Annotated in this window: 15 protein-coding genes; 2 read left to right on the top strand and 13 right to left on the bottom strand. The window is 61.1% G+C overall.

The genetic code is table 11. From position 1 onward, the window contains the following. From VGO12_RS07615 to VGO12_RS07645, 7 genes are all read right to left on the bottom strand, one after another. The coding region (locus tag VGO12_RS07615; protein WP_327512119.1) for a siderophore ABC transporter substrate-binding protein at positions 1-737 on the bottom strand (737 nt) is incomplete at its 3' end. Next, complete coding sequence (locus tag VGO12_RS07620; RefSeq protein WP_327512120.1) at positions 734-1,510, bottom strand: ABC transporter ATP-binding protein; 777 nt, start codon at positions 1,508-1,510, stop codon at positions 734-736. The genes VGO12_RS07615 and VGO12_RS07620, both read right to left, overlap by 4 nt. Next, positions 1,507-2,457, bottom strand: a complete 951-nt coding sequence (locus tag VGO12_RS07625) for an iron chelate uptake ABC transporter family permease subunit (RefSeq protein ID WP_327512121.1) — start codon at positions 2,455-2,457, stop codon at positions 1,507-1,509. The genes VGO12_RS07620 and VGO12_RS07625 overlap by 4 nt, the downstream gene beginning before the upstream one ends. Next, positions 2,454-3,440, bottom strand: a complete 987-nt coding sequence (locus VGO12_RS07630; RefSeq protein WP_327512122.1) for an ABC transporter permease — start codon at positions 3,438-3,440, stop codon at positions 2,454-2,456. Before VGO12_RS07630 ends, VGO12_RS07625 begins: the two co-directional genes overlap by 4 nt. Then, positions 3,433-5,166, bottom strand: a complete 1,734-nt coding sequence (locus VGO12_RS07635) for an ABC transporter ATP-binding protein (protein ID WP_327512123.1) — start codon at positions 5,164-5,166, stop codon at positions 3,433-3,435. Before VGO12_RS07635 ends, VGO12_RS07630 begins: the two co-directional genes overlap by 8 nt. Then, positions 5,163-6,917, bottom strand: a complete 1,755-nt coding sequence (locus VGO12_RS07640) for an ABC transporter ATP-binding protein (RefSeq protein WP_327512124.1) — start codon at positions 6,915-6,917, stop codon at positions 5,163-5,165. The genes VGO12_RS07635 and VGO12_RS07640 overlap by 4 nt, the downstream gene beginning before the upstream one ends. Before the next feature lie 111 nt (positions 6,918-7,028). Beyond that, positions 7,029-9,101: a TonB-dependent siderophore receptor gene (locus tag VGO12_RS07645; RefSeq protein ID WP_327512125.1), complete on the bottom strand. Its 2,073-nt coding sequence runs from the start codon at positions 9,099-9,101 to the stop codon at positions 7,029-7,031. A gap of 464 nt (positions 9,102-9,565) precedes the next feature. Here VGO12_RS07645 and VGO12_RS07650 point away from each other — a divergent pair, with 464 nt between their 5' ends. Then, positions 9,566-10,066 carry a hypothetical protein gene (locus tag VGO12_RS07650; protein ID WP_327512126.1) on the top strand — a complete coding sequence of 167 codons (501 nt, stop codon included), beginning with the start codon at positions 9,566-9,568 and terminating at the stop codon, positions 10,064-10,066. 68 nt (positions 10,067-10,134) lie between these two features. Here the strand turns inward: VGO12_RS07650 and VGO12_RS07655 are convergent, their stop codons facing one another. From VGO12_RS07655 to VGO12_RS07680, 6 genes are all read right to left on the bottom strand, one after another. After that, complete coding sequence (locus VGO12_RS07655) at positions 10,135-11,049, bottom strand: DUF6929 family protein (RefSeq protein ID WP_327512127.1); 915 nt, start codon at positions 11,047-11,049, stop codon at positions 10,135-10,137. A 130-nt stretch (positions 11,050-11,179) separates the two neighbouring features. Continuing rightward, positions 11,180-12,247, bottom strand: coding sequence for a DUF2218 domain-containing protein (locus VGO12_RS07660; RefSeq protein ID WP_327512128.1), 1,068 nt, complete (start codon positions 12,245-12,247; stop codon positions 11,180-11,182). Then, positions 12,244-13,083: an ABC transporter ATP-binding protein gene (locus tag VGO12_RS07665; protein ID WP_327512129.1), complete on the bottom strand. Its 840-nt coding sequence runs from the start codon at positions 13,081-13,083 to the stop codon at positions 12,244-12,246. The genes VGO12_RS07660 and VGO12_RS07665 overlap by 4 nt, the downstream gene beginning before the upstream one ends. Next, a complete protein-coding gene (locus VGO12_RS07670) occupies positions 13,080-14,120 on the bottom strand; it encodes a FecCD family ABC transporter permease (RefSeq protein ID WP_327512130.1) in 1,041 nt (346 codons plus the stop codon). Before VGO12_RS07670 ends, VGO12_RS07665 begins: the two co-directional genes overlap by 4 nt. Then, complete coding sequence (locus VGO12_RS07675) at positions 14,117-15,163, bottom strand: iron ABC transporter permease (RefSeq protein ID WP_327512131.1); 1,047 nt, start codon at positions 15,161-15,163, stop codon at positions 14,117-14,119. The genes VGO12_RS07670 and VGO12_RS07675 overlap by 4 nt, the downstream gene beginning before the upstream one ends. Beyond that, positions 15,160-16,155 carry an iron-siderophore ABC transporter substrate-binding protein gene (locus tag VGO12_RS07680; RefSeq protein WP_327512132.1) on the bottom strand — a complete coding sequence of 332 codons (996 nt, stop codon included), beginning with the start codon at positions 16,153-16,155 and terminating at the stop codon, positions 15,160-15,162. Before VGO12_RS07680 ends, VGO12_RS07675 begins: the two co-directional genes overlap by 4 nt. A 304-nt stretch (positions 16,156-16,459) precedes the next feature. On the opposite strand from VGO12_RS07680, the gene VGO12_RS07685 reads away from it, so the two are divergent. Next, entirely contained in the window at positions 16,460-18,601 is a 2,142-nt protein-coding gene (locus VGO12_RS07685) for a TonB-dependent siderophore receptor (RefSeq protein WP_327512133.1), read from the top strand. Positions 18,602-18,619 lie beyond the last annotated feature (18 nt).

The raw sequence follows: 18,619 nt of genomic DNA on the forward strand, positions 1-18,619 counted from the left end.
CTGGTTACAGGTTGTCCGTGGAGACCGGTCTCGGCCGCTTCATTGGCAGGCTTGACCCCGAAGGCATCGAACACAAAGCCGTATCGCGAGCGCACGCCGAACGCACTGAAGGCGCCATTGTTGTGCATCACGATCAGCGCCGTTTTGTCACTTGTCCGCGTGACACTTTGCAGGTCGGCAAGCTTCCCGTCGAGATCGGCAATTTTCTCGCGCGCGACCCCTTCCTTTCCGAAGATATGGGCAAGCGTCATCAGATGGTCTTTCACGACCTCGATGTGGCCGGCGCCGCTATCCCGGTAGTCGACGTCGAAATGGATGACCGGCGCAAAGCGGCTCAGCTCGCGGTAATGCTCGGCCTGTAGTGATGTGATGAGAACAAGATCCGGATGGAGGGCGTAGACGCGCTCGATATTGGGCTTGACGATGAACCCCAGATCCACGACGTCAGGATCGTCCCGATATTTCGACAGAAAATGCGGGACGAAGTCTTTGGCAGTCCCAGCCACGGGCACGCCCAGTTGATCAAGGAAGTCCAGCTCGTTCATGTCGAGCGCGGCCACCCGCTCCGGGCGCCGTTCAATAACGGTCTTGCCGAGCTTGTGCTCCACGGTGACCGGTTCGAACGCAGCACTGTCGACGGAACCAGCGCTCCCCGTGGCGACGGGAGCCACCGCAAACACTGCCGCCGCCACAGCCAGCGCCAGGGCCAAGCGGCCAAACTTCATGCCTCGGATCATCGTGTCTTTCCTTTCTGAGTGAAGTAGTTGCAGAGACGCCCCTGCTGCCGCTCTACGATCTCGAGATCGAGGCCATAGAGCTCTCCGAGACCGCTTCCCGTAACCACCTCGGAAACGGAGCCGGCTGTGTGCACGGCGCCGTCCTTCATGGCGACGATATGGTCGGAGTAGTTGGCAGCGAAGTTGATGTCGTGAATGACGGCGATCACCGTGCGTCCCAGCTCGTCGCAAAGCATCCGCAGCGCCTGCATGATCTGGACCGCGTGTTTCATGTCGAGATTGTTGAGGGGCTCGTCGAGCAGAAGGCACTCTGTTTCCTGCGCGATCGTCATGGCAAGGAAGGCCATCTGGCGCTGGCCGCCGCTGATCTCGTCAATCAAGGCACTGCGCAGCGGTTCGAGGGAAAGGAAGTCGATCGCCTCGTCGACGGCGCGGCGGTCTTCGGCGGTCAGCCGCCCGCGACTGTGCGGAAAGCGGCCGAAGGTCACGAGCTCCTCCACCGACAGCCGCAGATTGCAGTCGGGCCGCTGTCGCAAAGTGGCGACGCGCCTTGCATAGTCGCCTACCGCAAGGCTGGCGATATCCGTTCCGTCGATGGTAATGATGCCGCTCGTCGGCGCGAGAAGCCGGGCGATCAACATCAGCAACGTCGACTTGCCCGCCCCGTTGGGCCCGATCAGCGACGTCAGGTGCCCCTTTGAAAACTCGGCCCGCACATCCGACAGGATCGGACGATTGCCGTAACTCTTGGAGAGTGCAGTGACTTTGATCATGCGATGTCCCGGAAACGCAGCGTGAGCACCAGGAACCATGCGCCGCAGGCAAGATTGATCAGGATCCCGACGGTGGTGCGATAGTTGAAGACATGCTCGACGCTCAGCTGCGCGATGAGGAACATGCCGATCGCAGTCAGGCAGCCGAGAGGAAGCGTCATCCGATGGCGTTCGCTTTTAGCGCACGCATAGGCAAGGTTCGCCACGAAGACGCCCATGAACGCCGTTGGCCCGATGAGGCTGGTGGAGACTGCCACAAGGACCGCGATGAGGCCGAGCAAAAGGCGCGCGTGCCGCTGATAATCGACGCCGAGCGAAAGCGCCTGGTCGCGCCCAAGGGCCATCAGGTCGAGAACGGCAAGGCTCCTTGAGCCGGCAAGGCAAACCAGCGTGACGAGCCCTGTCGACCAGAGCAGTTGCACCGGCTCCACACGATCGAACGAAATCAGCGAGAAGCCCTGGAAAATGGCGAACTCGCCTGGACTGATCCGGAGCTGGACGAATTGAGTGAAGGTGCCGATCACCATGGTCAGCACCAGCCCAACCAGAAGCGGCTGGCCGGTGTCGACCTGCGGCCCCTTGAACAGCCAGTGATGGATGACCAGCGAATAGGCGACCATCATCAGGATCGAGGCCAGAAAGTTGCCGTAGTCCCCCAACACCATCAGACTGGACGTGCCGAGGATCAGTACCAAAAGGGCCTGCAGCAGCAGATAGACTGCCTCGTATCCCATCACGGCAGGTGTGAGAATACGATTGCCGGCAATGGTCTGGAAGACGATCGAGGACAGGCCGACGGCAATGCCGCCGACGATCATTGCGGCGAGCTTGGTCAGCCTGCGCGGGATGATGTAGGCAAAGTCCAGTCCGGAGCCGACGAGGACGAAGGCGATCGACAACGCTGCAATGCCGACAAAGGCGACCAGCAAACTTACCCGTCTCCTCATCGTCTCTGCCTGACGATCAAGAAAAGAAACAGAAGACCGCCCACGCCACCCATCGTGAGACCGATCGGCACTTCGAACGGGTAGATCAACAGCCGGCCGAGGATGTCGCAGACAAGGACGAGCGACGCTCCTCCGAGCGCCACCGACGGCAGTGTTCGAGCGAGATTATCCCCCTGTCTCAGCGCAACGACGTTCGGCACGACGAGGCCGACAAAGGGGACGGCACCGACAGCGACGACGGTCGCCGCGACCGTGGTCGACACCAGCAGCAGACCAAGCGCGACCATGGCGCGATGGCTGATCCCCAGGCTGGTCGCCATGTCGCTGCCCATGCCCAGCAGCGTGAAGCGATGGGCGAACGCGTAGGCTGCACAGACGACGGGCAGAATGAGCCAGACGATCTCGTAATTTCCCTCAACGATTTTCGAGAAGTCGCCGATGAGCCACCCCTGCATGCTCTGCAGCATGTTTCGGCTGTAAGCGTAGAATTCCGCGATCGCGCCGAGCACGCTGCCGTACATCAGGCCGATGACGGGAACGAGGATGGTGTTCTTGACCTGCAGGCGTCCGACGAGTGCCACATAGATGAGACTGGCCGCGAAGCAGAAGCCAAGTGCCAGGGATGCACGCACCAGGGCGCCGCTGGCCGGCGCTACGGACAGGGCAACCAGGATGCCGAGCTTGGCCGCCTCCATTCCGCCGGTGGTGGCCGGTTCGACGAAGCGGTTTCGGACCACGTGCTGCAGAATCACGCCGCAGGTGGCGAGCCCCACGCCGGTCAGGACGAGGGCGGCAAGCCGCGGCAACCGGCTCGCCGTCAGTGTCAACCATGCCTCGTCGGAGAGCGAAGCGAGCGCCACGAGGCTCATCCGATTGACGCCAACCGTAAGCGAGACCACACAAAGCGCCGTAAAGGCAACAGGAATGGCGGCCCGCTTTAAAGCGACGCTACCGACGCCGAGGAACACGTCACGACTAGGCACCGATCCGCCATCCTTTGGCGGCCTGACGCTGCTGCAGAAAGTGTCGATAAAGTCCGTCCCTGGCCTCCAGTTCCCTAGGCGAACCTTGCTCGGCAACCCGCCCATTTTCCATGACGACGATGGCGTCCGCCATTCGAACGGTCGAAAGCTGATGGGCGATAACGAGAACGGTGCGCTTGCCACGCAACCGAGACAGTGTTCTGGCGATGGCTTCCTGGTTTTCGGCATCGAGCGCCGCTGTCGCTTCGTCCACCAGCAGGATCGGGGAATCCTTGATCAGCCCGCGGGCGATTGCGACACGCTGGCGCTCTCCGCCGGACAGGCGCGCCCCACCCTCGCCGACGATCGTGTCGAAGCCATCCGGCAGGCGATCTGCGATCTCATCGACACCGGCCAGCTGCGCGGCAGCGCGGACGTCGTCATCCGTCGCATCCGGACGACCGATACGGATATTGTCGGCGATGCTGCCCTGGAAGAGCCAGCTGTCCTGGAAAATCTGGCTGATCTGCGCAGAGAGGTCCCGTGAGCTGATGTCGCGGATATCGACGCCGCCGATCATGACCTTACCGGCATCCGCGTCGAAGAAACGCGCAATCAGGCGCATCAGCGTGGTCTTGCCGGAACCTGACGCTCCGATCAACGCGAGCATGCTGCCCGGCTCGACCCTGAAGCTAGCGCCGCTGACCACCGCAGGCTCGCCCCGCCGATAGCCAAAGGTGACGTCGCGCAGTTCAACGGATGCATCCCGGGGACGCTCCGGATTGACCGGTTCCGATAGCGGATCTTCGGTGAGGACGCGATCGACTTCCGCCAACTGGTTTCTGGCGCCGCGCACCGCCGCGCCAAAGGCCGCCACATCAAGGAGCGGATCCACGAAGCAGACGGCCAGAAGCATTGCAGCGACGACGGCCACGATCTCGGGAACGGAGACATCATTGCTCAGCCGGGAAGAGGCGGCGATCACCAATGCCGCGAAGGCGGCCTGCAGGATCCAGACATTCAGCACGACCGAGAGTGTGGAGAGCCATATCAGCCTCCGACCCGAACGATGCTGACTGTCGATCGCGCCCTCGAGGAACCTGACCCCACCACCCTCGCCGTTGAAGGCGCGCAAGACGGATTGCGCCTGTGCGAACTCGACGGCGCGCTGACTGGTTTCGGCGGCGCTCAGTTGATAGGCGGTGTCGGCGGCACGGCCAAGCCACGCGGACAGCACGAAAACGCCGACCATCAGCGGTAAGGTGACGAGAGCTATCAACCCCATGCTCGTTTCGAGCGCGAAAAGCGCCGAGACCATAACGATTGGAGTGATTGCCCCGCTGACGAGTGGCGTGACGACATGGGCCGGAAGCTGGGCGATCTCCATCATCCCATGCGTAACGATATGTCCGAGCCTCGCGGTGTTTTCGGCCGTGAACCATCCGACGGGAAGACGCGCGACGTGGTCTCCGATGCGCAGACGAGCGCCGCCAAGAATGGCGAGACCCACGCCGATACCGGCTATCTCAACCCGCCGCCGCAGTAGCCAGCAGGCGACCACACCCATGAGAAGGATAACGAGCCAGCGCCCCGCTCCTTCGCCGTCCCCTCGCAGCAGACCGCCGAGAACGGGCACCGCAGCGGCGATCGTGACGCCGCTCAGAAGACCGTAGGATACCGCCATCAACACATAGCGCCTGAACACTGGCGCATCGTCCGAAAGCAGCAGCAAGAGTGCTCTTATCATGGCGTGACCTCGCAGATCGCTGTCTCCGGCAGGTGGTCGCCATAGCCCCCCGCCCGCCAAAGTCGGGCGTAGCAGCCGTTGAGCGCCAGGAGATCGGCATGTTTGCCCACTTCAACCACCCTCCCCCGCTCCATGACGATGATGCGGTCGGCATGCGTGATGGTGTCCAGCCGGTGTGCGATGACGAGGAGAGTTCGCCCCGATGCGAAGCCGGAAAGGGCCGATTGGACGGCAGCCTCGCTCTCGGCGTCGGCAGCGGCCGTCGCCTCGTCGAGCACCAATACGGGAGGATCAAGCAGGATCGCCCGGGCGATGGCGATACGCTGCTCTTCACCTCCAGACAGACGCGCATCCTCACCGACAACCGTATCGTAGCCGCGCGGCAATGCCATGATCCGGTCGTGAATGTTGGCGAGGCGCGCCGCGGCCTCGACCGCCTGACGGCTCGCTGATGGACGCCCGAGCGCGATATTGTCGCTGAGGCTCGCATGGATCAGACGAACGTCCTGCAGGACGAAACCGATCCGTTGATAGAGATCGGTCGATGCGATCTGACGCAGATCGACACCACCAAGCGTGATCCGTCCGCGGTCCGGGTCGAAGAACCGGAGGAGCAACCGGGCGATCGTGGATTTACCCGCGCCCGAAGGACCGACGATCGCGGTGACCGTCCCGGGCTCGAGGGTAAAATCGATATCGCAAACGACGTCGTTCGGCCCGTCATAGGCGTAGCGCACGCCCTCGAAACGGATTTCAGTGCCTTCGGGTCGCACGCTCGTCCCGGGCGCCGGCTGTTCGAGCAGCGGCGTGTCGAGGAGGTCCTGCACTCTTTCAGCAGCGCCGGTGGCATTCGCAACAGCATGTCCCAGGAAGCCGAGAAGCATCATCGGGCCGGAAATACCGGGCGCGACGAGCGCGAAGGGCAAAACATCGACCGCCGCAATCCAGCCGAGGTGAACGAAGAGCGAGCCGAACGCCAGAGTGACCGCAAGCACCGTCACCGGCGTGATGATTGCGTTGGCGTTGGCGAGCGGAACGACGAGCGGCCCGGTAAAGCGCAGAAAGGCTTTCTGAAAGCCATCGACCGCGTCGCGGTAGCCCTCATGCGCCCTGCCCGCAGTGCCGAACGCCTTGACGACCGGAATGCCGCTTATGAATTCGACGACTGCGTTGCTGATGCGGCTCTGGCCGGCGATGAAATCCTTGAGGCGCTCCTCGGTGATCGACTTCTTCGCGGCACCGAAAATCAGGTGGAACAGCGGGAAGGGCAGCAATGCCAGGACGGCAAGGCGCCAATCGATGGCGAGCAAATAGACAACCGAAATCGCAATGGCGCCGATGCAGCGTCCATACGTTGTATAGTAATGCGCGGTCAGCTCATGCAGTGTCGTGATGTCGTCTTGTATGGCCTGCCTGACAGCGCCCGAGGCATGAGTGGAGAACCATCCGAGCGGGACTTTGGACAGCCTGTCGACCAGCGCTTTGCGAAGGCGCACCGTAAGCCAGTTATCGGCAAGATGAGCCAGAAGCTCGCCCGTTGTCACCAGCGCCATGCCGGCTACGAGGCAGGCGAGGCTGATGGCAACGACATCGGGGATGTCGCCTGAGGCGTCCCCAGCGCCGTCGACAAGCGCAAGCTTTGCAATGAGGGCAATCCCCGCCAGCGGGACGAGCACGAGAGCCTGCCCGACCGTGGCGAGGATCACCGCCACGGCCAATCTGGTGCGGACCGGATGTAACAGCCGTCTCACCGGAGACCGTCGCTCCGCCCCGGATATAACCTTGTCTTCACGCATTTTCTTCTCGCTGATGTGAAGGATATCGGCGGAGCCAGCACCTGGCGCCCAGTGCTATCTCGCTCTTCAGAAGTCGACGGATGCCGAAAGCAGAAAGGTGCGCGGTGCGCCGAAGCCTCCGGCCAGGCTGTTTCCGCCCCAATAGGCTTCGTTCGTGACGTTCTGGATGGAAGCGCGCACGACCAGCGGCTTGCCGTCGACGTCGAAGGTATGGCGCGCGCCGATATCGAGCGTGGTGAAGGCAGGCAGTGAGAGTGTGTTGTCGCCATTGATGTAGCGCTTGCCGACATGGTTGATGTTGCCAGACAGCGTCAGCCCCTCAACCGACGGCACATCGTATTCCAGCCCGAGCTTGGCCATCACCGCCGGCACCCCGACGGCAGTCTTGCCGTTCTGGAGACCGTTGAGGGATTTCGTCACCTCGGCCTCAGTGTAGGAAACGCCGCCCAAGAGGCGCAGACCAGAGCGGACCTCACCGAAGACGTTCAGCTCGACGCCGCGATTGCGCTGCTCGCCATAGGTGCCGAATACGTTGGTGACGGGATCGGTATAGGCGCTCGGCTTTTCAATCTGGAACAGGCTGAGGGTCGTGGTGAAGTCGCCGAGATCCCATTTGGTTCCGACCTCGACCTGCTTGGTCTGATAGGGTGCCAGAACCTCGCCTGAATTCTTCGCGGTGAGCGGTGCTGTCGCTCCCTGGCTCAGACCTTCGATGTAGTTCGCGTAGAAGGACAGGCTTTCATTCGCCCTGTAGAGGGCGGCAATCGCAGGCGTCACACGGCTGGAATCGTAGCTCGACGTCAGCGCGCCCGTGACAAGGTTATGATTGGCGCTCTCGACGTTCTGATAGCGCAACCCGAAGGTCAGCTGCAGCTGATCTTCAAAGAAGCTCATGGTGTCCGACACGGCGACACTGGAAAGCTCTTGGGCCGCGGACGTGGTAGGCCCCATCGCGTTGTAGGACGTCAGATCGGGCGCTTGACCGAAGTCGAGGTCATAGTAGTTCGTCAAGGCGAGGTTGGCATACCGTCGATCCTTGAAGACGTTGTGCGCGCTGAACCGGGTCGCCGCCACATTCCACTCGTGTTCGATTTCTCCCGTCGAGAATTCGCCCCGAAGGCCGACCTCGCCGGAATCCTGTCGGCCATCGCGCGCCGAGCGCAGGCCGGTGACGCTGATATCGCCGGCATTGTTCAGAAGCGTGTTCTGCGTGATCAGGGCGTCATACCCTCCAAAGCGCCATCCCCATGCGGCATAGGCCGTGATGGCGTCCGTGAGGTCGACTTCTCCGCGCAGCACGAAGGCTTCAGTCTCGTTCGTGGTGAACGACCAGGGCGCGGCGAGCGAATGGTCGCCCGTGCGAGGCTCCGGCAGCGCGGTGACCGCAGTTCCGAGACCCGAGAGGCCGAAGTAGTTTACGCCGTCCATGTCCTCCTTCTGCTTGTAGTAGTCGAAGGAGAACCGTGCATTCTCGCCGCGCCAATCAAGTGCGGCGGAGCCTAGCGCCACCTGATCCGTTTCGTTGTCGACGGCGGTATCGCCACCACGCAACACGCCGTTGAGACGGACGCCCCATTCGTTCTCATCGCCGAAGCGCCGGCCGAGATCGACATGGGTGCCCCAGAGGCTGTCCGATGCATAGGTGGTGGTCAGGCGGGTCAGCGGCTCGTCGTCGGCGCGCTTGGGCACAAGCGCCACGCTTCCACCGACCGTGCCGCCTGGCGGCATGCCATAAAGGAATGCCGCCGGGCCCTTCAGTACTTCGACCCGTTCGACAAACTCCGTCGAGCCGCGCATGTTGGGCGCCATGCCGACGAGGCCAGCAAAGGTCGCATCGTCCACCGAGCTGTTGAAGCCGCGGATGAAGTAGGTCTCATAGATGTTGCGCTTGTTGGGCACGAAAACTGACGGATCGGTCGCGCCAATGACGGCGCCGACATCCTGCGCCTCCCGGTTCTGGATGTATTCCTCCGTGTAGGAGACCGTGTTGAACGGCGTCTCCATGAGGTCCTTGTTGCCGAGCATGCCAACGCGGCTGCCCGTCGCGACCTGACCGCCGGCGTAGGTGGCGGGGAGATCTCCAACACCCGTGGCGACAATGGGAGCAAGCGCGGTCGTACCATCTGCGCTTCCGGACACCTCTGTCTGATCCGCGGGTTTTGCGTTGCGTTTCGCCTTGTGTGTCTCCTGCGCCATGACCGGCGCCGCAACGAACGCTGCGAGCGCCGTTCCAGCCAGCAGCCTGCCAAAGCCGTGGCCAATTCTGGCGCCGCGCCTGATATCGCAACGACGATTTGTGGTGTGATCCGAACCCATGCCCCTGCCTTCCGCTTAATTAGTTTATGCCCACTAAACTAATTGCCGAAAGCCGTCAACATTCTTGACTTGCAAAGTCATGTTTCTAACGAAATCTCTTACAACCATCAGAAATCATTGAACAACTTCGCCTATCACTCTATAAGACACGGCAGGCGAGCGCGCCGCGACTCAGCGCAACTGAAAGTGTGGCCATGATAGAAAGCAATCGGCGGGGGCGTCCCGCGACGCTCACGCTTGAACGCCTTGCGGACGCGGGCATCAGACTAGGTCTTCCGAACGTCACGATGGTTGCAATCGCAGCCGAACTCGGCGTCAGCCAGGTGGCGCTCTACAAACATATCAGCGGGCTCGATGCGCTAAAGACCCTGGTTGCCGAAGAGATTTTTCTGCGATGGTCGCTGCCGATACCACTTCGGGGCGACCGCGCCGATCTGAAAGCCTATCTCACGCCGTTCAGCCTATCGATGTGGAACCTTGTCGAGGCACATGCGGGCATCGCCCCCTACATGCTTCGAAGGGACATGATCACCGAAAAGATGATGGCCAAGATCGCCGCGCATCAGCGACTGGTCGCAGACGCCTTCGGCCTCACAATGCGACAATCGACCTGGCTGCTGTTCACGATTGCCTATCACTGCGTTGCAATCGCCGACACAGTCCTCCCGAAGTCGGCTCCTGAAGCGCCCGAAACAGATGCGCCGAGCCATCGCCCGATCGATTCGGACCACGTCCAGGGAGTCGACGCACTGATCATCGGCACTTTGGCCATTCTCGACACAATTTGATTGGTAGCTTCGGAAGATCCCCGACGGCGGCTTGAGCTCAGACCGATGTCCCCAACCATTCGATCCGGCTACCGGGCGATCTGTGTTGAAAACAGTCCCGCAGGGATATCGGGGTTGTCGGCATCCGTCACGAGCAGAAGGTCGACAACGGCGTCGCCCTCGGCCGCATGTATGCCCTCTATCTTGTGCGGGTATTCGAGAAGATCAAAGGCAACCAGGATGCCTCGTTCGTCGATAATGCCGATGCCAGCGCCGAGACACGGACCGTCCAGGTAGGTGTTTTCCGTATCCTCCGCCACCGCACTGAAGACGATGTCGCCATTGGACAGGGCTGCCGCATCTGTAAAACCGAACGGCGTTCCCTGGATGGCGCCTAAATCGAAACGATCGACCGCTGAGGGGCCGAGCGGCTCAAGTTGATCGTTCGAAAGCGCATTCAGTATATCATCGAGCGGATATCGAACGATGGCGTTGTCATTGCAGCGCTTGTTCCCGCGCTGAAGCAACCGCAGTTCTTCACCAACAACCACCGCGCCTTCGATGTTGAGTTCGCCAAATTCCTCCGCGAGCGGATCCAGAATGAACGAGAGATCGACGCTTCTCGCAGGTGTGACGATGGCGCCCTGCGCATCAACACCGACAAGGACACCTCTTTTGCGATTGCGCCGCGAGCCGGAACCGATCGCAAGGAGAGCCCCATACGAAAAGTCGCTGAAGGGCGGGACAAAGATCAACGCCTCCAAATCAGGCTTCCGTTTCTTGCGGTCGCCTTTCGTCTTTGGCAGTTCACCATCGAAAAGGCGGAACAGATGACCTCGACCTGAGCCAGCAACCGGAAACACGCCAAGGTGCAACTCGTCGTCCGCAATCACATAGAGCGCCGTACCGAGGCATTGCAGCCCGCTTGCAGCACTCAGGTGCAAGGAGCGAGAATTCGAGCCCACATCGATGTCGAGGTCGCGCAGCTTCTCAAGCGTGATCACGGCCGATTGCTCCTTCGAAACAACCTCGTCTGCGTGTCTATTCTCAAGCTGCAGACGGCGTCTAGCGGTTCCGTTACCGGCCGCGTCGCTGATCTTTCCGCCCGCAGAATAACCAGCTCCCATCAGCACCTCATGCAGTGTTCATATCGCGTTCCCAGTACCAGGCAACATACATCATCCTGCGATCATGGTTCCGCGCTTTGAGAGATGTCTTGATCGTTCGCACATCCGATTTTTCGCACGCAACCCATACGAACGTCTCGTCGTTTGCCGCTTCAATCGCTGCTTTCGCCTCGCGCACGAGCATATCGGCGGCGGCGTTCGGATAGCTCGCCCGGTGCAACCATTGCACGCTGAGCGCGCCTTTAGATTGAAGCGGCTGCTCTTCCGCGCCGTCCTCGACTTCAATGATGGCGCGCATTCTGGTTTCGGCCGGAGCCTCCGCCGCAATCCTCGCTATGGCTGGCAGCGCACTCTCATCCCCTATTAGCAAAATGGTCCGCGCCTCTGGTAGACCGCCTGCGCCCGGGCCAAGCAGGGCAGCGACATCTCCGGGCCGTACGTCGCGGGCAAAGTCCGCACCTGGTGTCGACATGCCGGGAGCAGGATGTTGCAAGAAATCGATCCACAACTCCCTCCGATCGCGATCGAGAGCGCGGATGGTGTAGACCCGAACAAGTAGCTCGTTCTTGCCCTCCGGCCAGGCAATGCGACCGTCATCCCGAAAGCCTGGCCAGACCGGCGGTCTGCCCTTCGGCGGCACCAACAGGCGCACATGCATATCGCCATCCACGAAGGGCATCACATCGGCGCAGGAAAAAATCACGCGACGCATATGCGGCGTGACATCGTAGGCGGAAACGACGGTCACCTCGTGGAGGTTCGGAAGCGCCGACAGAGACGTTGGCTCCGACCAGGTCAATTCGAATGGCTGGTTTTCGGCAAAATAGAAGAGATGCTCGGCCAGGACTGTGCGGCTCATGTGCAACGTTTCGCGTGTCGGGCAGTCGAGCTCGATCCGCAGCCGCGCGTTTTCAATCTTGATTTGCGCGGTACCGAGCTTGCTTCGCAACACCGCAAGGCCATCTTTCCGCTCGACCTCGGCGTGTTCGATGAAATGCTCGCAGATCTCCTCGAGCATGTCGGCTGGGCTGACGGGGACGGCTATACCGGACAGCTTGAAATTAACCGCGTTCATGCGCTCTCCTTTTGTGATGCGTCGCCCGCGTCGCCGATGGCGGCCATCCGATGTCGCCCGATCGGCAGCATGATCGGCCGACCTGACGTAGGGTCACCGATGACGCGGCTTTCGAGCCCGAAAACATGCCGCACGGTCTCTTCGGTGAGGACTTGTTCCGGCGTGCCCGAAAGGTGAACGCGCCCACCGGCAATCGCGACGAGATGGTCGGCATAGCGGGCAGCAAGGTTGAGATCGTGCAGCACCATGACGACCGTCGTTCCACGATCGCGGTTGAGATCGGTCAGAAGATCGAGCACCTCGATCTGGTGGTTGATGTCGAGAAACGTCGTCGGCTCATCGAGGAGCAGGATGTCGGTCTGCTGGGCCAGCGCCATAGCGATCCAGACACGTTGCCGCTGCCCCCCGGAAAGCTCGTCGATCGGCCGTTCGGCAAGGTCGATTGTTCTTGTCGCCGCAAGCGCGCCGTCGACAGCCTCATCATCCTCCCTCGTCCAGCGGGAAAAGAGGCTCTGATGCGGATGCCGCCCCCTGCTGACAAGGTCGGCGACGCTGATGCCTTCCGGCGCGATCGGCGATTGCGGCAGCAAACCCAGCGTCCGGGCGAGCTCTCGCGACGGCGTCCGGTGGATGGACTTGCCGTCAAGCAGGACCTGCCCTTTGCTTGGCGCGACCAACCGCGAAAGCGCGCGAAGAAACGTGGACTTGCCACAGGCGTTGGCGCCAACGATCACCGTGACTTTGCCCGGGGGGATTGTGAGGTCCAGCCCATGCAGGATTTCGGTCTTGTCGTAGCCGGCCGTCAATCCGCTGGCGACGAGCAGATGATCGGTCATAACGACCCTCCGATCCGGTTGATGCGAACGATGAGGTAGATGAGGTAAGGCGCTCCAAGCGCCCCGGTGACGACGCCCACCGGATAACGGCCAGGCAGCAGATGCTGCCCGACGTAATCGGCGACAAGCACGAGAACGGCGCCTGTCAGCGCAGACGATATCAGCAGCGAACCGTCGTTTCGCACGATCCGGCCGGCAATCGGGCCCGACAGGAATGCCACGAACGCGATCGGGCCCGTCGCAGCGGTCGCCGACGCGATCAGCCCGACCGCTGCCACGATCACCACCATCCGGGTTTGCGCGACCCTCGTTCCAAGCGCCGCCGCCATATCGTCACCCAGCCGCAATGTTTCAAGGTCGCGACCGCGAGCGAGCAGCAGGCCGCCGAAAAACAAGAGCGCAAGCACGAGCGGCAGCGCCTGGCCAAGCTGAGCGCCGTTGACGCTGCCCGTCAGCCAACGCATCGCTTCCTGCAAGTTCCAGGCTGGTGCCGACTGCAGGATGTAGGCGATGACACTTTGCAGCATCGCGGAGATGCCGATGCCGACAAGGATCAATCGGGTGCCGGCGACGCCGTTGCGGAAGGAAAGGCCGTAGACGAGCAACGCAACCCCCAGGCCCGCAACAACGGCGATGACCGAAACCATCGGCCCGTTCATCGACAGGACGACAATGGCGAAAACGGCAGCCGCCCCTGCGCCGGAGCTGATCCCAATGATATCGGGGCTGGCGAGCGGATTGCGCAACATGACCTGGAACGCCACGCCGCCCAGTCCGAAGCACAAGCCTGCAAGAATCGACATGACCGCGCGCGGTAACCTCAGTTGTCCCACCGTGAAGGATACGCCAGGAACCGCCTCGCCCATCAACACCCGCAAGACATCGCCCGGGGGCGTGATGGATTGCCCAACCGACAAGGTGACGGCGAAGATCCCTGCGATCAGGCTCAGCAACACGGCAAGAATGAACGTGTGCCTGCGCGCGCGCCTGCGACGGTGTGCGATGACGGCACCAAGGGTTGTTGAGGGAGTTGTCACAGCTCCCTCACACGCTGGCGCCGGACGATCCAGATGAAGAAAGGCGCACCGATCAGTGCAGTGACGATGCCGACATCTATCTCCGCGGGGCGTGCAACGATGCGCCCGAGAACGTCCGCTGCAAGCAGCAGGCACGCACCTGCGAGCGTCGAAAAAGGCAGCAGCCATCGATGGTCGACGCCGATCAGCAGGCGGCAGGCATGCGGCACGACCAGGCCGAGAAAGCCGATCGGCCCACACACGGCGGTCGTTGCACCACACAGAAGGATGGCGCTAAGGGAGGCGATCGCGCGTGCGGTTGCAACGCTTTCACCAAGGCCGGTCGCGAGCTCGTCACCGAGCGCAAGAGAATTGAGTTTTCTTGCCGACAACAGTCCGATCACCAAACCTGCAAGCAGAAACGGCAAGACGGGAACGATGCGCTCGTACGTCGCGCCGCCAACGCCACCGATCTGCCAGGAATGGATCCCACCCGCGATATCGCCGCGCGGCAGCACGATCGCGATAACCAAGGACGCGAATGCAATCGATGTTGCCGCGCCTGCAAGCGCCATTTTGAGAGGGGTTGCACCACCTCGACCGAGCGAACCTATCGCGTAGACGAAGGTTGCTGCGCACCCGGCGCCGAGGATCGCCACCCAGATATAGGCATAGAGCGACGACATCCCGAACCAGGCGACGCCGACGACGACAGCAAGGGATGCGCCCATGTTGACGCCGAGAATTCCGGGGTCGGCGAGCGGATTGCGGGTCACGCCTTGCATGATTGCTCCAGCCAAGCCAAGGGCACCACCGGCAAGCGCCGCCAGCAAGGTCCGAGGTATGCGCAATGCCACGGATGCGCGGCCGATGTTGTCCTCGTCACCTGCCAGCGCCGCAGCAATATCGCTCCACTCGACATAGCGCGTGCCGACCGTAACAGAGGCGACAAGCAAGAGGATGAGAAGCGCGAAAAGCGCTGCCAGCCAAACACTTCGCATGCGGTGGGATCGGGAAACCGGCGACCAACGCCCGTCCGATGTCTTGAGGATCCCCGCGTTCATTTGGCCTTTTTGGCTGCCTCGCTCAGCAGCTTCACATAGTCCTTGAGGACCCAACCGATCGACAGAGGCGTGGGATTGGCAGCATTGCCGACCGCGTTGTTGCCGAGCATAACGATCGATTCTTGGGCAACGGCGGGCATGTGCAGCATCAGCGCGTTGGCTTTTAAAGCATCGAAAAGCACTCCGTCGCCGTAGGTGACGAGAATATCGACGTCATCGAAGGCATCGATCTCTTCGGCGCTGACCGAACCTGAGAACTTTCCAGGCTGCGATGCCTGCACCACGCTTTTCGGCGATGCAAGTCCAAGGTCTGCGAAGAACCTGACGCGGGTATCGTTGGTCGTGTAGAAATTGACGGTGCTGAGGTCCCAGGAGCTCAGATGCGTGATGAACATCGCAGATTTGCCCTTGAGTTCCGGATGTCCGGCAAGCGTTCGGGCGATGTCGGCTTCAATGCTGGTGATCAGCGCTTCCCCGTCAGCAGCCATCCCGAGCCCCGTGCTGTTTAACCGGATCGTTTCGCGCCAGTCGGTCGACCACGGAGCGTCCGGATAGGCGACGACAGGTGCGATCGCGCTCAAGGTGTCATAGTCCGCCTGGCTAAGGCCGGAATAGGCCGCCAGGATGACATCCGGCCGCGTAGCGGCGACCGCCTCGAAATCGATGCCATCGCCCTCGTCAAAAAGCACCGGCTTTTCGGCCTTGAGTTCGTCCAGCCGCGCGGTGACCCATGGCAGAACGCCATCACCGTCATCGTCACCGAAGTTGGCGCGCGCCATACCGACCGGAACGATGCCGAGGGCCAGCGGTACTTCGTGGTTCGCCCAGGCAACGGTTGCGACCCGATCCGGCTTCTTTTCCAGAACGGTCGTACCGAAGGCATGCTTGATCGTGATGGGGTAGGTCGCGCTTTCGGCAGCGAGCACGAGGTCGTGCCTACCGGTCCAGCAAAAGGCGATCATCGCCAACACGGCGAAACGAACTAGCTTCATCGCCCCACTCCATCTGATCTTAAAAGTTGACCCCAAGTCTCAGCTTAATTACCCGACGTCAACGACAAAGCGGCCGATCTCCAGAAAGTGGGCAGAGATTCCCGGAGGATCGTACAAAACCGGGGAAATATACAATACTGGACAAAAGCGCTCCAGTTAATAGCGGCAATGTGGGACAACGACTTCAAGACGGGGACGTCCGGCGCCGCTTCGATGCCGACCGGACGGGAAGACGCGATGCGGTTCGGCGACCTCCAACGGCATTCATGAGGCAAATCGCTTCAGCGTTTACGTCAACTGGAAAATGGACATGGATATTCAGATAAGCCGCAGCTCGAAGCGGGCGCCGATCCGTTACCGCAACGCGCTTCTCCTCGGTTGCACGACACTCTTTGCTTTGGCACCTGCCCTGTCGTTTGCACAGGAGGCAGACACGCAAGGCGGAGCAACGACGCTGGAGAAGATTGTTGCCGAAGGAACACGCGGCGGCAGCGTTCTGAACACCGATGACGATTCGAAATCGATCGTTGCCACGGAAACGACCGGCATCGGCAAGATGCCGACCGACATCCTTGTCGCGCCCGCTTCGGTTTCCGTCATTACGTCCAAGGAAATTGAAGAGCGCGGCGCCGACACGGTCGAGCAGGTCGTCCAGTACACAGCCGGTGTGGTGACCGACTTTTATGGTTCTGACGACCGGTTTGATTATTTCGACATTCGCGGTTTCACGCCGTACACCTATCGCGACGGCCTGGCCATCGGCAGGACTTTTGCCGGTGTTCGGGAAGAACCCTACGCGTTCGAGCGCATCGAGGTGTTGAAGGGTGCAAGTTCCTCGAGCTTTGGAGCGGCGGAGCCGGGCGGATCGGTCAACTATGTCACGAAGACGCCGAAAAACGATCGTTTCGGTGAGGTTTACGGCACGGGCGGATCGTTCGCGCACAAGGAACTGGGCTTCGATTTCGGCGACAACTTCACCGAGGATGACACCTTATCCTATCGATTGACCGGAAAATTCCAGCGCTCGGATGCCGAATACGACTATTCCCAGGATGACGAGAACTTCCTCATGGGCGGCCTGACATGGCGTCCCACCGACACGACAAGTCTGACATTTGTCTTCGATCATCTCGACAAGGATGGCGTGCCTGGCAGCGGCGGCCATCCGCTCGGTACCGATTTCGACAGGGACACGTTTTTCGGTGAGCCGGACTATTATTTCACCGAAACCAACCGCAACACCTATAGTGTCCTCTTCGACCACGATTTCGGCAATGGCCTCAGCTTCAGCTCCAATGCGCGCTACAGCAACCTGAAGGACGGGTTCGGCAGCGCCTATATTGGCAGTACACCGACCAACGGGTCGACCGTGGCCGGCCGCTATTTCTTTGGAAACGACAAATCGACCGAACAATTCGTCATCGACGCACACCTCATGTACGAGGCGGGTTTCGACAATGTCGAGAGTCGCACTTTGTTCGGCGCCGACTACAACAAATACTCGGCCGACAGCGCCAATTTCTATACGGCCGCACCGTCTATCGATTGGGAAAACCCTGTTTATTCGGGTGGTCCAGGCGCGATGTCCCCCTATGCCAAAACCAACAACGACCAGCAGACCAACGCCATCTATCTTCAGCAGGACCTGACCTTCTTTGACAAGCTGACGGTCAGCGTCGGTCTGCGCAACGATTGGCTGGATCTGAGCGAGACAAACCTTCTTGCAGGAACCACACGGAGTGGCAACCACAGCGAATTCACAACACGCGTTGGTGCGAGCTACAAGATCACCGAGGAACTGGCTCCCTATATCAGCTACGCCGAGTCGGCGGCACCGCCTGCTGTCGGCAGCGATCCGACGACGGGAAAGCAGTATGAGGTCGGCATCAAGTATCGCCCGGACGCATTTCCGGCGTTGTTCACCGCATCCGTCTACGACCTGACGAAGGGTAACATCACCGTCTTCGACCAGGTGACCTATCTGCCGCAAACGGTCGACAAGGTCCGACATCGCGGTTTCGAACTCGAAGCCAAGGCGGAGGTGACGGACAATATCAGCGTGATTGCCGCCTATAGCTACATCGATTCCAAGATTGAAGAACCTGGCGGTGTGAATGACGGCAACCGGCTGATGCGTGTTCCCAAGAACATCGCCTCGGTGTGGGGCACCTACACGCTGGAAGGCGAAGGCGCACGGGGCGACATGATGTTCGGGCTCGGAGCTCGCTACACGGACGCCTATTACACCAACATCACCAACACCACGTCTTCGGACAGCGCAGTCGTGTTCGACGCCGCCTTCACCTACAAGGTCCAGGAAAACACGACATTCCAGCTGAACGTCAACAATGTGTTCGACGAGAAACACGTGGCGAGCAAGGATACCGGCGCGGTGTACTACAATCCGGGTCGCAGCATTCTCGCGACGCTGCGCCAGACCTGGTAGGAACGCATCATCCCGCCC

This window comes from Ensifer sp. (assembly GCF_035999135.1).
Classification (GTDB): Bacteria; Pseudomonadota; Alphaproteobacteria; order Rhizobiales; family Rhizobiaceae; genus Ensifer.